A 14002-nucleotide genomic window follows, 5' to 3' on the forward strand; every position below is an offset into this window, starting at 1 on the left:
ATGCAACCTCTGCGGTCATAAAGGCCGCTTCGAGGGCGACGATCTTCGCCAGGCGAGAGATCATTTCGCCTGCCCCTCGTGCAATGCCTCCTTGCGATTTCGCAATCAGGCGGCCGCCATTCTCTCGCATTTCGCCGATGGGACCGAGTTCTTCCTCGATCGCTTCACGCGCAACGAACTGTTTACGCAGCTCGCCATCGTCGAGCAAGGCGCTCACGGCCCATTCGCGCGGCGCTTCAAGAAGCTGCCGAACTATCAACAGGCCTATCTGTTCGAGGATCTGCCGATCGGAGAGTCGCAGCAGCCGGTTGCGAGCGCGGACGTCGAGCGCCGCGCCTTGGAGAAGGAGAGCGTCGATCTGGTGCTGACGAGCGATCTACTCAAGCATCTGCCGGACCCACGCAAGGCGATCGCGGACATCGCCCGGGTGCTGAAGCCCGGCGGGGCGCATATCTTCACCATTCCGATCCCATGGCCGATTCCGCCCGCCTCGACAGCGCGTGCAAAGCTCATCGATGGGCGCATCGAGCATCTGGCGGAGCCGAAATATCACCGCACCGCGCAGGGCGAGCCGCTGCTCACCTTCACCGAGTTCGGGGCCGACATTCTCGACTGGCATGCGAAAGCCGGAATGCGCGCTTATTTCTACGACAGCCACCGCATGATCGGCTCGCTCGGCCGCTATCCGGCGGTCGTCGCGACGAAGCTTTGAGGAGAGAGGCGGACATGAACGTGGAAGCCACGAACTTCAAGGCGCTCGGGTATTTCTGCCAGATCTGCGGAACCCAGAGCGACGCGATCGCCGAGGACCAGCCCTGCCCCCGCTGCAAGGCGTCGTTTCGCAGCAATGAGCTCGCGTCGCTCTTGGTGCGGCTGATCGACGGCGGCGTCGGCGAGACGCTGATGCGCAGCGCCAAGAGCGGCGGCCTGGCCGGCCGCGCGATCCTGGATTTCACCGGCGATCGAAGCCTCAAGAACGCGCTCGGCTCCCATCCCGATTATCGCAGCCTGTCGCTGTTCCCCGAGCGCGAGGCGAAGTCGGAATTGGACTTCTAGATCCGCTTCGCCGATCGGCTGGAGACCACGGACACGGCTTGCGCGGACATCGTGCTCGTGCGCGACGTGCTGCGCTTCGTGCCGGACTTCGACTGGTTCCTCGACGAGATGCAGCGCATTTCCCGCAAGGGCGCCACGGTGATCTTCCAGGATCGGTTCTTCTGGCCGTTCCCCGCGACGACGAAGACATTGATCGAGTTTCGCGAAGGCGAGCTCATCGAGCGCGCGCCGCCGGCCTTCGCCCATATCGGCAAGGGTCGAAAGCTCGCCGTCTATCGAGAGCCGGGCGCCGATTTCCTGCAACAACTGCGTTCGCGCGGATGGGCGGTCAATGTCGATCGGGTTGCATTGGCCATGGATATCTATTATCGGTCGATGCTGATCACAGCCGTCCGGCGCTGACGATAGGCCGAAGGCTCATGAACGAGCGAAAAGACTCAGCCGAACCGAGGCGTTCGGACCAAAACACGCCGGTAAGAGCGCGCCACCTCCTCGACTTCGGCAACGGCAAAGGGCGGTCAAAAACCGCGCGGCCCGGGTCATCGCCGCCAGAGCGCTTTTCCGATCGAACGGAATTCGCTCGCGCGAATGCGATCCATCTCATCCTCGCGCGCGGTGGCGGCCGCGCTTTTGCGGGGGCGATCTGGTCATGAATCTATTTTCCGCCCACTGGCCAGGGGCGCCGCATCGCGGCGTGAAGGAACGAAGTTCGACGCAGAGAGATCGCCTCATATCGAACAAATGCCGAACTTCTTTACGAGGATCGGCTTCGATGCGTCTGGACCGAATTCTCCTCTAGCTGCCGAGAGAGACATGATTCCCTACATCGTTCACCAATTATGGATCGAGCCGCCCGGAGAAGCGCCGAGCAGCGACCCCGCGCCAAAGGATGTGCAACGCAATATCGCGACCTGGACCAAGCACCATCCGGATCTCGACATCCATCTCTGGCGCATTTCGGAGCTGGAGGACGTTCTCCGCGATTTCGAAGGACATAATGTGCTCGAGGCGATCCGCATTTGTCGGTTTCCGACGATGCAGTCGAACCTCATCCGTCTCGTCCTGCTCTATCGTTTCGGCGGCTTCTGGAGCGATCTGAAGAATTTCGTGAATCGCCCGTTCCTGAAGGAGCTCCTCGACGAGGAGCTGGTGCTCGTCGAGCATCAGCCTCTGGCCGACCCGCGCCCGCCGGGCTATCTCACCAACTCCTTTCTCGGCGCGCGTCCCGGCCATCCCTTCCTGCTCGAATGCCTGAAGGAAGGCCTCGCGGGAATCGACCGACGCATGACCGGCAGCCTGTCCAGCGTGACCGGCCTCGTGTTGATGAACCGTCTGTTCGGCCGCGCGAAGAACGCGAACCGCGTTCCGCCGCACCGCTTCCTCACCATCGAGGAGGCGTGGTCCGATCGCATGATGCGCGTCGCCGCCTCCTATCAGTCGGGCTCGCGGCACTGGTCTCAGCTGCAGAAGACGCAGTCGCTGTATCTCGACGATCCAGATGACAGCTCGGGCCAGAAATCGTAAACCGCGGTCTGGTCGCGCCCGAGGATATGACATGAAGAAGCTGCACAAGCCCGACTATCACACGTCCCGTCCTTTGTTCCCGCTCGTGCGCAAGCATCTGGACGCGACCCCGATCCGGATGATCTTCGACGTCGGCGCCAATATCGGACAATCCGCATTCGAGATGCACGAGGAGTTTCCGGAAGCGACGATCCACTCCTTCGAGCCCGTGCGTGCGACCTACGAGATGATGAAGGAGAATATCGGCGACATCGCATCCATCAATTTGCACAATATGGCGCTCGGCAAGCGCGCCGGCAGCGTCGAGATCACCAACACGCCGGGCGCTCTTCACAATAGCGTCGCCGAAGCCGGCAAGACCAATGTCACCGTCGAGATGGTCGAGAGTTCTACCGGCGATCTGTTCTGCAAGCAGAACCAGATCGGCAATATCGATTATCTCAAGATCGATACGGAGGGTCTCGATATGGACGTCCTCCTCGGCTTCGTCGGCATGTTCTCCGCCCAAGCGATCGGCTTGGTCGAGGTGGAGTCGTCGATGAATGTGCGCAACCGGCGCCATGTGCCGATCGAGAAGATGAAGTCGCTCCTGGAATCGCTCGGCTATAGCGTGTTCCATATTTATGAGATGGCGAGCGAAGCGGTATTCACCGGACGTCCCTATATGCGGCGCGCCAATTTCGTCTTCATCTCGGAGGCGATGGTGGAGGCCAATTACAAGCCCAGGCGACGCGCGTGACGCGCGGTCGTTTCGATCGCTCGGTCCGCAGCCACATTTCGGCGCGACGCCGATTTGGGCGCAGCTTCACCGGCCGATGGCGATGACGCTTTGCGCAACAGAGTGTTGCGGGACTCGCGTCGGAGCGCTATGGTCGGCGCTGAGCCCACGAACGGATAGTCAGATTTCGGATGTCGCACCCCTATAATCGACTGCCTCGAGATGGAGACGCGTTCTGGCAGCCGGCCGTCGGCGGCCGCAATCCTCTCGAGATCGACGGCCTGCGGCCCGCCGATTGGTCGCTCTCCCTTGATGACAAAATTGCGACCGCGGGCTCCTGCTTCGCCCAGCACATCGGGAAATCGCTGCAGTCGATCGGTTATCATTGGATGGACAGCGAGCCTGCGCCGCAGGGCTTGCCGGACGCGGTCGCGCGCAAATTCGGCTATGGGGTGTTCTCCTTTCGCACCGGCAACGTCTATACGGCGGCGCTGCTTCGCCAATGGACCGAATGGGCGCTCGGCCTTCGCCCACAATCGCGCGAGGCGTGGGAGAGCAAGGGTCGGGTCTATGATCCGTTCCGCCCCGCGATCGAGCCCGACGGATTTTGCTCGGCGGAGGAAATGTTCGCGGCGCGCGACGCGACGCTGGCGGCCATTCGCCGCACGCTCGAGACCGCGACCCTGTTCGTGTTCACCTTCGGCCTGACCGAAGGGTGGGTGAATGGGGAAACGAAAGTCGTCTATCCGATGTGCCCCGGCACGCTCGCGGGCTCGTTCGACGACGAACTCCATCGCTTCTGCAACTACCGCTATAATTCGATCTATGACGACATGCTCGCGGTGATGACCGCTGCGCGCGCGATCAATCCGAATCTGCGCTTCCTGCTGACCGTGTCGCCGGTGCCGCTGACCGCCACGGCGAGCGGTCAACATGTGCTGACCGCGACGACCTATTCGAAATCCGTCCTACGCGCCGTCGCCGGCGATCTCGCCAGCGACCTCGACTATGTCGATTATTTTCCGTCCTATGAGATCATCACCGCGCCGGTGTTCAGAGGCATGTTCTACAAGCCCAACAACCGCGAGGTTTCGCCCAAGGGCGTCGAATTCGTGATGTCGCATTTTTTTGGATCGTCCAAGCCGAGCGCCGCGGCGACCACATCGAGCCCACAGCGCGACAAGCCCGCGGGCGACGCCCCTGACGAACAGGACGTGCAGTGCGAAGAGGCGCTTCTGGAGGCGTTCGGCTCGAAATGAAGCGTGTCTGCGTTATCGGCAATTCCCATTTGGCTGCTCTGCGTCTGTCGCGTGGACGCGCCCATCCCGGCTCTGAATTCAGCTATTCGTTCTTCGCGCTGCACGGCAGCCTGCATCCGAGCCTTCTTTTGAAGGACGGGAGACTATTCGCGAAGAAGCCCGAGAATGTTCGCACCGACATCGAGGGCGCGGCGCATCTCGGCGTCGACCCCGCCGCCTATGACGCGATCGTCATCAGCGCCTTTGGGCTGCCCCTGGTCACGAAGGATATTCTCAGCCTGACGCATCCGCTCGCGGAGGCGCGATGCGCGGACTGGCGCATCGAAGACGCAACCGATCTGCCGCTCGTCTCTCGCGCCGTGATGACGGAGATTTTGTCGAGCCGGCTGGCGGGGTTTCCCTCTCTCCTCACGATCCAACAGATCGCGCAAATCTTTTCTGGACCCATCATCATCCAGCCGAAGCCGAAGCCGGCGCATCTCTGCTTCCAAGATCGCGAATGGTCGCTCGTCGCTCGCTATGGCGAAAGCCTGCCGCATGTCATCGCCGACTTCATCGAGATGCATGATGCGGCGACCAGACGGCTGCTCGACAAAATCTCCCCGCGCCCCATCTTGCTCGGCTTTCCCGCGCTTCCCGATGAAACGCCCTCTTCGGTTCCGGACGCCTATAGCCAAAAGAATGACGGCTTTCACAAGAATGGTCTTTACGGCGCGGCGGTCATCGAGCAGATCGAGCAGGCGCTGACGGGCCGCTGATGCGCTCGACGCAATCCTGTCACCGCGCATCCGGGATATAATAGAGCGGCGAGGCCGGAGGACGGCAAGCGAGCGGCGCGTTGCTGCTGCACTCGCGCGGACGATCATGGTTGGCGCGTTGCGCGAACCATTGCAGGGCGCCGACGACGCTCTCGCTCTCGGCGCCGTTCTTCAGCACCTTTCCGTGATAGGCGACGACATCCGCCAGCCCGTCCTTCAGCGCCTTCGGCATCGCAATGTCCCGCGACGGCGGCGGCGGCGCGCTGTCCGGCTCGATCGCGCCGCTGGTCAGATCCAGCACGAATCGGCGCCGATCCTCGCCGGCCAGCGCCACACGAAAGCGCACTTTCGCGCCCTGCTGATCCAGAATGACAAAATGCGGAAGGTTGGGAATGGCGCCCCGGCCCGCGATGGAGCTACGCTCCGCAGCGCCGACGATCTCGCGCGAGCGCCAATTGCGCGCGCTGTCGCGCGTCGCGAGAAAGACGGCGTCGGCGCCCTGCGACCCATAGCGCATATACATGATCGCAGGCTCTCCATCCGGCCGCAGCAGCAATGTGCTCTGCAGCAGGCCGGCGCCTTCGCCGGGGCTGTCGACCATCGCCATCGTCTCCGGCCGCAACGGCGCCGAGACCGTCTTGCCGCCCTCGCCGCGCCAGTTGCGGAAATCGCGCGTGCTCGCATAAGTGATGGCGAAATTGCTCGAGACATCGGGATTGCGCCGCCAGATGGCGGCGATGTGCATCTCCCCGTCGCGCCCCTGCACGAAGGGAGTGGGATAGGCGCTCGCATGATCACGCGCGTCGCGCGAGGCGAATAATTCGCCAATCCTCGTCCAGCGTCCATTCCCCCATTGGTTCATGAGCCAAGAGCCGTCGCCCGACCCGCCGCTGCGATACATGAACAACAGGCGCCCGGAGGCGTCCTTCAGAAACACCGGATAAGTGGCGCGATTCTCGTCCTTGCCGATCATCGACTCGGGTCGCATGGCGCCGATGTCGTCGAGCGGTCCCCGCGCATAGAACATCTTGCTGGCGTGCATATTGCCGACGACATGCGCGAGACCATCGGAGCTGACCGCGATCTCCAGCCGATTATGCGCGTCCCAGCCATCGAATTGCGAGGGAAGGCGAAACGAGCAGAGCCGGCCGTCGCCGGGATCGAATGCGGAAATCGTCACCCATCTGTCGGGATCGTAATAGGCGAGGAGCAGGCGCCCGTCGCTCGATGCGGCCGAGCCCACTCTCGTTCCGACGCCGGTCCAGACTTCTCCGAGCTCGAAGAAATGCTTGCCGCCGCGGTCGAGGGCCGAAACGCTCCTGCACTCGGAAGAGCCATCCGCGGCTCCGGCGGACGCCGTGAGCGTGATCAGGAAAACGGCTGCGCGAAACAGAGCTACGCCACAACGCATCATCGTCGACCCTCTTCCCGGCCTGTCCCGCCGCGGCGGACGGGCCCATATTAGACCGATCCGCGCGCGCGCGCGACCTCGAATGACAGCGCCGCCGCGAGGCCCGATCGGCTTCGGCCGGCCTGCGGTCGCAGCCATGTGAACGACCATGAACAGTCGTTCAGGATCGACCCCATCTCCAAGTCATATTCGACCGCCTCGCCGCGCGCGACATACGTCCGCTCCAAGCGATACATGAGCATCGCCCAGCTCGTCACCGGTCCGGTCGGCGCCGTCTCTATGGCGAGATCATCGGCGAAACTCGCCTTGAAATAAATGCACAGGCCGTCGATACGGCCGTCGCGCGCGGCGATATTGCGATAACGCAGTCGGTTTGGAATATCGCTTTCCTCCATCGTCTCGAGATCGAAGCTCAGAATCGGCTGCGGGTCGCAGAGACATTGCTCGACCATGGCGACCGAGATGGTCCGGCGCTCATGGCTCGTGACCTGCTCCCCGGACATGGGCCGGCGCGCCGGCGCCGTCGAGCGAAAATCGATGTCCGCTATGTTCATCTCCCACAGGAGCTCGACGGCATATTCGTCCTTCAGCTGGATGGGCTCGATGAAAATGTCGAACCGATTGGGAATGATGCGGCCGCCGGGCTTCAGCAATCTGCGACGCGCATCGAGAAGATTGGCGATCATATTTTCAGAGAGCGGATTTTCCCCGCCGATCTGCTCATGGACGATCACATCGGCCCGGCAAGGCAACGTGACGTCACGGCTGTTGCGCGCGATGAATTCGACATTGCCGATCCCATTGTCGGCGCCGATCCGTCGCGCCATATCGATCACATCGGCGTGCTCGATCGCATAGACTTTCTGCGCCGACCGGGCGGCGAGGAAGCTCAGGATTCCAGAGCCAGCGCCGATGTCGACGACGACATCCCCCTTCTTCACGCCTCGGCGAATCCCCTCGCGATAGGCGTCGACCCTCACCTTGTCGGCGAGCATGGCTTCGTGACAAAAAACATTCGCGAACTCGCGAGCGTTCTTCCGGTCGTACAGATAGGCCGAGAACGGCGAGGCGTCGACGAACCAGGAGTGAAAGCGCCCCTCGAGACGAGCGAGACAGGCGACCAATCTTCGCGCAGTCTTGTGCAATTTCTGCATCTCCGTCGTTCAGAGGATCACGGCAGCGGAGGGCGTTCGGCCTTTGCGAGGTCGAAGACCGTTCCGTCCCAAAGGCGGAAGGGACGATCTCCACAGCGCCGCACATCGAAGCCCGTTCGTTCCGCGAGGCGCAGAAGCTCGCGGCGATCGAGCGCGTCGTCGCCGCGATAGGAATAGTTGAAGATCAGAAAGCGCCCTTGCGGGCGCAGCACGCGATGTATGTCGAAGAGATTGGACAGGACCGCCTCGTCTCCCGCCTCCACGATATGCGGGAAGGAATCGATGGCGAGCGCGAGATCATAGCGACGATCCGCCAATGGCCGCAGCCCTCGGCCGTCGCCCTGCACGAGCTCGACATTGACGAGGCGCGCGCAGCGCTCGCGCGCATGCTCGAGCATTTTCGTCGACACGTCGACGCCCGTGATGGACGACAGAAGAGGCGACAGAGCGACGAGAAAGCGCCCGATCCCACAGCCGATCTCGATCGCCTCGCAACCTTCATGCGCGAGACCTTCCGCTCTGAGATGATCGACGACCTCGGCAGTCGCCTTCTCCAACAGATCCTCGCGTCCGAGGCTGTAAGAGGCGACGCTGCCCGAGGGCGACAGCGCCGCGATGGCGTCATAGGCGGCGGCGATCCGCGCGATGTGATCGCCGTGATCGGCGCGCGCGATCTGCGCGAAATAATGTTCATCGAGCGCCTTGATCAGCTCGAATGCAGCCGGCGTGTCGCGCCAGAGAGATTGCGCGTCGAGGAGCCGCGCGCGCCCCTCGCCTTGCGACGCCGCTATCGCCTGCTCCAAAGCGCAGCGCGCCGCCTCCGCGCTCGGCGCCGAGGAGAACAATTGGAACAGCGCCATATTGGGCGCGAGAGCGCCGGCGACGCAGCGGGCGAGCGCATCGCGCGAAAAGTCGGTGGACATCATTCGTCAATCCCTTGATCGATGAAAGCCGAAGGATCGGATTCGGCGAGCGGCGCGGATGTGCGGCCGCGAGCGCCGATCCGCGTGAGCGCCTTCGCGGCGCGTTGCGCACGTCGGCGCAGAACGAAGGAAACGGATGCAACCATATGGCGCAGGCTCGACGCCGCAGCAGCCGCGTCCGGACGCGTCCTCGCAGCTGCGACCGCGGCTGCGACGGGCGCGCGCACGCGCCAAGCCGGCTCGTCGACGGCCCATTGGGCCTTATAGGGCGCGTCGCTCCAGCCGAGGCTGTATCGCAGCATCCGCCCGCCGGCGATCGCTTCCTCCTCGAGACGCTCGAGATTGTGATGAAGCAGAATGCTGCCGACGGAGAGATCTATGAAGGCCGGATCATATCCGGCCTGCACGCCATTGGCGATCAGCCAGCGCGGCGTGTGCGTCTCATAGACGAGCTCCATGGCGACGGGGCGATCGTCGAGGAGCAGCATGTCTCCGAACAACATGTCGCCGAGCTCGCGAAAGACGAGCGGCAGATGATCCTCGCCCAGCAGGAACGCGCCCTCCCCCCATCGCTTGCGATAGAGCATCTCGTAGATCGCCGCGAGCTCGTGCGCCGGACAATCGCGCAACGGATGAAAGGCGCCGCCGCGCTCTTGAAAGCGCCGGATCTGCAGACGTCTTCGTTTCTGCGATTTGGGCGATTGTCGAGACGTCCCCGCGCGCAGCCCTTTCACGACGCTGATGCTGGCGATGGACTCGCGACCGGGATAGGAGCAGAAATCGCGCTCGAGACCGGCGACGTCGTCGACATGGAGACTCGACACCATCCGCGCCGCGAACGGCGGCTCGATGCGGACGCCGTCGGCGATCGGCAACACCAGCTCCGCATCGCCGACATCGATCAATTGCGACGCGTCATGGGCCTCGAGCGCCGATCGCGTGGCCACGATATGCTCGCCCCATAAGGGCGCCGCGGCCACGATATCCGACCCGCAGGCGAGACCCATATAGTGCGCCGGCCGATGCGCGAGCGAGCAGACCAGATCGACGACGCGGGGATGCACGGCGAATGAGCCGCCGAAGCGTTCGAACGCGATCTCATAATCCTGCGCCGAAATCGTCCGCCAAGAACGAGAAGCCAATCGCGCCCTCCGGATTCGTCCGCGACCGCGGCTCCAGATCCGATCTCGAGCCGAGAGGTTCGGTGAACTTGCCCGCATCGGCGGCGCCGGGATAGTCCGGTGTCTCCACAGCGCTCGCGCCCCTGCCCTACGCTGGAGCGCTCCCGGCGTGAGGCCAGTTGGCGCGAAAAATGCCTGAGCGGGTCCGGGCCCGCGGTCTTGGTCGGGTTTCCAACGTCGAAAGGGATAGGAGCAAATCTTGCCGTCATTGCAGGAGACCCGCGCCGTCGTGACATTGGCGCCCGCGAAGCCGACCGGATTGGCCGACCTCGGCGTGCCATTGGACGACGCCACTCTGGTCAAGAAGGGGCGCGCGCATGAGTTTCCGCAGCTTCTGACCGATGGCGTCCTCGGCCGCCGATTCCAGGACCTGCGCGTCATCGCCATCAAGACGGTCGAGGCCGGGGTCGCCTCCGCCAAATTCTTCGTGCAGTTCGAGGTGTTCGGCGACAATACGGCGGCGCCGACGAATGGGGTCGGCTTCGACGCGGCGCTGTTCGCGGGCTCGGAGCAAGTGGCCGCCTTCTCGTCGAGCAGCCTGTTCCTGCCCTACGCCAATTTCTGGTATCCGAACCGCTTCGTCTTCGAGATTCCGGCCGAGGACTTCGATCGCGTGGAGCGGCTGGAGTTCATCGCCAAGCCCGAAGAGGTTCGCATCGTCTAGGGGTGTGATCCGGCCGCTTTGACAGGGCTGAAAGAGCGAGCCTCCAAGGGTCGCTCTCGGCGCCGTCATTGCGTGCGTAGCGAAGCAATCCAGAGTCACGAGCGGCGGCTCTGGATTGCTTCGTCGATTCACTCCTCGCAATGACGACCATTTGACTGCGTCATCCGATATGCCGCGTCACGCGGAGCGCCCGAGCGGGTGAAGATGCATGAGCTATCCTCTCGTCAAACGCGTGTCGAACCGCTTGTTCGGCGACATGCTGCGAATGATGTTGAGCGAGCAGATTTATTTCGACCTCACCCTCGAAGAGGGTCGGACCTTGTCACGCAATTTCACGGCGCTCGCCTATGACTGGCGCCGCGCCGACATCATTTATCTCAGCCCTGTCGGCGGCGATGTCGAATTCTCCGCCGTGGTCGCGCAGGACGGTGTTCATGTCGAGACGGCCGATGGGGGCCATCTCCTGAGTTGGGACGATGTGACGGAATTGGCCGAGCGCCTCGCCGTGGAGTGAGCGCAGAGCCGACCTGCGCCGCTATTTCCGTTCGATATTTGCTCAGTGTTCGGACCGATTGACGCGAATCATTGCGCCAGAAATGATGACTTCACTGTTTTCATTACGGCTTCTCAGATGATTCGGGCTTGGATGCGGCGAACCGATCGACTCTGCGCCTTGCTGGCGACGGCGCTGGCATCGATGCTCGTGCTCGAGGGCCTCGTCCTCGCGGCGTCGCCCGCCCCCGTGAGCGCGTCGGCGCATGATCTTCGCGCCGCGATGACCTGTTTCGTCGACGGGCACGACCATGCGCCGGCGCAGCATCGCGGCGACGCCGCGCCCTGCTGCGCTTTCTGCGGCGCCGGCGCTCGCGACATGAGCGGCGACGACAGCGCCCCTCCGCCGCTCGCTCCGTTCTTGGCGACGGCGGAGACGGCGGCTTCGCGCATCTCGATCGCTCGAGGCGACGAGGCGAGACGTTCGCCGCGCCGGGCGAACGCCGGCTCGCCGCGCGCGCCGCCGCGCGTCTGAAGCGCTCCGACGGCTCTCTCCTTCCACAGTCGACGCGCGTGGCGCGCGCGGCGAGAGTGAGCGCGCGCCGACATCAGGGCTTCTCTCCTCTTTCTACCTGACGAATTTCATCCTTTTAGGATTCCCCGACATGAAATTGCTTCTCACAGCCTCGGCGAGCGCGCTGACGCTCGCCGCCGGCGGCGCCTTCGCCGCCGATCTCGACGCCGCGCCGCGTCCGCCGCCGCCCTTGTGGACCGGCCTCTATGGCGGCTTCAATGTCGGCGGCGCCTCGGCGAGCAGCGGACCGATCGTCTATGCGACCGGGCCGACGCCGACCGGACGCTATCTCACCGATCCGGTCCAATGGCCGGCGCGGGCGCGCTTCTGGTCGCCGTTGAACGGCTCCATCGACGGCAATGACGGCGGCGCATTCCTCGGCGGCGTGCAGATCGGCTATAATTTCCGTTTCGATCACCTCGGCGGGATCATCGCCGGCTTCGAGGCCGACCTCCAGGGCGTCGCCCAGGGCCGCGAGATGCGCGGCGTCTCCAGCGTCTCGCGCAATATCCTCACCAGAGGCGACAGCCTGATCAACACCGTGGACGGCGGCGGCGCGCTGCAGTTTCTCGGCACGGTGCGCGCGCGTCTCGGCCTTCTCGTCGACCCGACCGTGCTGGTCTATGGAACGGGCGGCCTCGCCTTCGGCGGCGTCAGCTACAAATTCGGACTCAACTCGCTCTATGCGAACGCCGCCGGCGCGCCGGCGCAGAATGCGAGCGCGGCGCTCGACAATTTGACGACGCGCTCCGGCTGGACCGCCGGCGCCGGCGTCGAATGGATGTTCGCGCCGAGCTGGAGCCTCAAGGGCGAATATCTCTATTATTCTCTCGACAGCGGCGCCACGCGCACGACCTCCTCCGCTTATCCGATCGCCGCCGCCAGCGCCTTCGGCGGCAACGCCGGAGCCCCCGCCGATTGGACGACCACGAGCGCCGGCTCTCCGCGCATGAGCGGCAGCATCGTGCGCGTCGGTCTCGATTATCATTTCGGCGGCGAGACAGCGGGCGCCGGCGGTGCGGAGGCGGACGCCGGCGGCCATGGCGCCGGCGCGAAAGCCGAAGGCGCGCAGATGGAAGAGCCCGGCGGCGGCATGCGTGACGGCGGAGGGAAAGGCGGTGGTCACGGCGCCGGCGGACAAGGTGGAGCCGGCGGACATGGCGCGGCAATGAAGGACGAGGCCAAGGACGCCGATACGCCCGTCGACGGCCATGGAGCCGGCGGCTCTGCCGGGGGGCATGGCGGCGGCGGAATGCATACGGTGGTGCCGGCCGGCGTCTATGGCGCGCATATGGTCGGCCCCGGACATGTGCGCCTCGCCTACACGCCGAGCTATTCGGTGATGCGCGGCAACTACATCGACGACACGCAGATCGCGCCGGCGCAGGTGACGCGGATTCCCTGGGTTCCGAACAGCATATCGGCGCTTCCCAACTATTTCGGCGCCAATCCGACGCGCACGCTGCGCGTCGCGCCCGACAATATGAAGATGCAGATGCATATGTTCCACATGATGTTCGGCGTGACCGACTGGTTCAATGTGATGGTGATGGGCTCGCTGTCGGATCGCGCCATGGAGATGACCGTGTTCAAGGGGGCGAGCGGATCGACTGTGCTCGGGCCGACCTATTCCGGCACGCAGGGTTGGGGCGACACGATGGTCCAGGGACTGTTCCGACTGCATCAGGACGAGGTGCACCATCTGCATGTGAATCTCGGGCTCAGCGTGCCGACCGGAAGCATCGCCGAGGAGATCGATCACATGCACCCGTCCGGGCAATATCAGACCAAGCGCGGCTTCTACGGGCTGCAGCTCGGAACCGGCACCTATGACGCTCTGTTCGGCTTCACCTATACCGGCAAGCTCGCCCCCTGGTCCTGGGGCGCCATTTATCGTGGACGCGTCGCTCTCGGCGTGAACAACGCCGGCTATCTGCGCGGGCCGTCGAACGAGCTCTCCGCCTGGGGCGCCTTCGATCTGATGCCCGGACTCGCCGCGACGGGCCGCGTCGCGGCGACGATATGGGATCGCATCTATGGGCACGACAATCTTCTGTGGGGCGCGATGCAGGGCACGGTTCCCGAATATCAGGGCGGCGAGCGCGTCAAGCTGCTCGGCGGCTTCGAATATTTGTTGAAGCTCGAGGGCTTCAAGCCGATCCGCATCGCCGCCGAGGCGGGCGCGCCGGTCTATCAGCGCCTCAACGGACCGCAGCTCGGCCAGCAATGGGAGGTGAACACGGCCGTGAACTTCGGCTTCTGACGCAAGGCGCGGCGGAGCCAGCAGC

Annotated in this window: 15 protein-coding genes; 11 read left to right on the forward strand and 4 right to left on the reverse strand. The window is 64.0% G+C overall.

What is annotated here, in order from left to right; genetic code table 11:
• Window positions 1–91: 91 nt before the first annotated feature.
• The 7 genes from CQW49_RS06990 (at window position 92) to CQW49_RS07020 (ending at window position 5315) form a co-directional block, all read left to right on the forward strand.
• Window positions 92–712 (forward strand): class I SAM-dependent methyltransferase, encoded by a 621-nt coding sequence (locus CQW49_RS06990; protein WP_157926070.1) that lies wholly within the window; start codon window positions 92–94, stop codon window positions 710–712.
• A 14-nt stretch (window positions 713–726) separates the two neighbouring features.
• Window positions 727–1056 (forward strand): hypothetical protein, encoded by a 330-nt coding sequence (locus CQW49_RS06995; protein ID WP_099831755.1) that lies wholly within the window; start codon window positions 727–729, stop codon window positions 1054–1056.
• A gap of 51 nt (window positions 1057–1107) precedes the next feature.
• Entirely contained in the window at window positions 1108–1458 is a 351-nt protein-coding gene (locus CQW49_RS07000) for a hypothetical protein (RefSeq protein ID WP_099831756.1), read from the forward strand.
• Between the two features lie 411 nt (window positions 1459–1869).
• The gene (locus CQW49_RS07005; protein WP_003611991.1) at window positions 1870–2580 is read left to right on the forward strand and encodes a glycosyltransferase family 32 protein; all 711 of its coding nucleotides are present in this window, start codon (window positions 1870–1872) and stop codon (window positions 2578–2580) included.
• Between the two features lie 31 nt (window positions 2581–2611).
• Entirely contained in the window at window positions 2612–3319 is a 708-nt protein-coding gene (locus CQW49_RS07010) for an FkbM family methyltransferase (protein WP_003611989.1), read from the forward strand.
• 170 nt (window positions 3320–3489) lie between these two features.
• Window positions 3490–4557: a GSCFA domain-containing protein gene (locus CQW49_RS07015; RefSeq protein WP_003611987.1), complete on the forward strand. Its 1068-nt coding sequence runs from the start codon at window positions 3490–3492 to the stop codon at window positions 4555–4557.
• Window positions 4554–5315, forward strand: coding sequence for a hypothetical protein (locus CQW49_RS07020; protein WP_003611985.1), 762 nt, complete (start codon window positions 4554–4556; stop codon window positions 5313–5315). Before CQW49_RS07015 ends, CQW49_RS07020 begins: the two co-directional genes overlap by 4 nt.
• 19 nt (window positions 5316–5334) lie before the next feature.
• Here CQW49_RS07020 and CQW49_RS07025 read toward each other — a convergent pair whose 3' ends face one another.
• From CQW49_RS07025 to CQW49_RS07040, 4 genes are read right to left on the reverse strand one after another with little or no spacing between them, the layout of a single operon-like run.
• On the reverse strand, window positions 5335–6729 hold the full coding sequence (locus CQW49_RS07025) for a BNR-4 repeat-containing protein (RefSeq protein ID WP_003611983.1): 1395 nt from the start codon (window positions 6727–6729) through the stop codon (window positions 5335–5337).
• Window positions 6730–6776: 47 nt separating this feature from the next.
• Window positions 6777–7880, reverse strand: coding sequence for a class I SAM-dependent methyltransferase (locus CQW49_RS07030; protein ID WP_024749915.1), 1104 nt, complete (start codon window positions 7878–7880; stop codon window positions 6777–6779).
• A gap of 17 nt (window positions 7881–7897) precedes the next feature.
• Window positions 7898–8806 (reverse strand): class I SAM-dependent methyltransferase, encoded by a 909-nt coding sequence (locus tag CQW49_RS07035; RefSeq protein ID WP_024749914.1) that lies wholly within the window; start codon window positions 8804–8806, stop codon window positions 7898–7900.
• The gene (locus CQW49_RS07040) at window positions 8803–9945 is read right to left on the reverse strand and encodes a GNAT family N-acetyltransferase (RefSeq protein ID WP_003611978.1); all 1143 of its coding nucleotides are present in this window, start codon (window positions 9943–9945) and stop codon (window positions 8803–8805) included. The genes CQW49_RS07035 and CQW49_RS07040 overlap by 4 nt, the downstream gene beginning before the upstream one ends.
• A 238-nt stretch (window positions 9946–10183) precedes the next feature.
• Between CQW49_RS07040 and CQW49_RS07045 the strand changes: the two genes are divergently transcribed.
• The 4 genes from CQW49_RS07045 (at window position 10184) to CQW49_RS26045 (ending at window position 13977) form a co-directional block, all read left to right on the forward strand.
• The gene (locus tag CQW49_RS07045) at window positions 10184–10648 is read left to right on the forward strand and encodes a hypothetical protein (protein WP_003611975.1); all 465 of its coding nucleotides are present in this window, start codon (window positions 10184–10186) and stop codon (window positions 10646–10648) included.
• Between the two features lie 208 nt (window positions 10649–10856).
• Entirely contained in the window at window positions 10857–11162 is a 306-nt protein-coding gene (locus CQW49_RS07050; protein ID WP_003611974.1) for a hypothetical protein, read from the forward strand.
• A 132-nt stretch (window positions 11163–11294) separates the two neighbouring features.
• On the forward strand, window positions 11295–11675 hold the full coding sequence (locus CQW49_RS07055) for a hypothetical protein (protein WP_155931304.1): 381 nt from the start codon (window positions 11295–11297) through the stop codon (window positions 11673–11675).
• A 130-nt stretch (window positions 11676–11805) separates the two neighbouring features.
• Window positions 11806–13977, forward strand: coding sequence for an outer membrane protein (locus CQW49_RS26045; protein WP_003611972.1), 2172 nt, complete (start codon window positions 11806–11808; stop codon window positions 13975–13977).
• The last annotated feature ends 25 nt before the right edge of the window (window positions 13978–14002 follow it).

This window comes from Methylosinus trichosporium OB3b (assembly GCF_002752655.1).
In the GTDB taxonomy this organism is placed as follows: domain Bacteria; phylum Pseudomonadota; class Alphaproteobacteria; order Rhizobiales; family Beijerinckiaceae; genus Methylosinus; species Methylosinus trichosporium.

Excerpts from the sequence above, each read along its gene's own strand:
- CQW49_RS06995 (WP_099831755.1), top strand. The coding sequence starts at position 727 with ATGAACGTGGAAGCCACGAACTTCAAGGCGCTCGGGTATTTCTGCCAG.
- CQW49_RS07005 (WP_003611991.1), top strand. The coding sequence starts at position 1,870 with ATGATTCCCTACATCGTTCACCAATTATGGATCGAGCCGCCCGGAGAA.
- CQW49_RS07010 (WP_003611989.1), top strand. The coding sequence starts at position 2,612 with ATGAAGAAGCTGCACAAGCCCGACTATCACACGTCCCGTCCTTTGTTC.
- CQW49_RS07015 (WP_003611987.1), top strand. The coding sequence starts at position 3,490 with ATGTCGCACCCCTATAATCGACTGCCTCGAGATGGAGACGCGTTCTGG.
- CQW49_RS07020 (WP_003611985.1), top strand. The coding sequence starts at position 4,554 with ATGAAGCGTGTCTGCGTTATCGGCAATTCCCATTTGGCTGCTCTGCGT.
- CQW49_RS07025 (WP_003611983.1), bottom strand. The coding sequence starts at position 6,729 with ATGATGCGTTGTGGCGTAGCTCTGTTTCGCGCAGCCGTTTTCCTGATC.
- CQW49_RS07030 (WP_024749915.1), bottom strand. The coding sequence starts at position 7,880 with ATGCAGAAATTGCACAAGACTGCGCGAAGATTGGTCGCCTGTCTCGCT.
- CQW49_RS07035 (WP_024749914.1), bottom strand. The coding sequence starts at position 8,806 with ATGATGTCCACCGACTTTTCGCGCGATGCGCTCGCCCGCTGCGTCGCC.
- CQW49_RS07050 (WP_003611974.1), top strand. The coding sequence starts at position 10,857 with ATGAGCTATCCTCTCGTCAAACGCGTGTCGAACCGCTTGTTCGGCGAC.
- CQW49_RS07055 (WP_155931304.1), top strand. The coding sequence starts at position 11,295 with ATGCGGCGAACCGATCGACTCTGCGCCTTGCTGGCGACGGCGCTGGCA.
- CQW49_RS26045 (WP_003611972.1), top strand. The coding sequence starts at position 11,806 with ATGAAATTGCTTCTCACAGCCTCGGCGAGCGCGCTGACGCTCGCCGCC.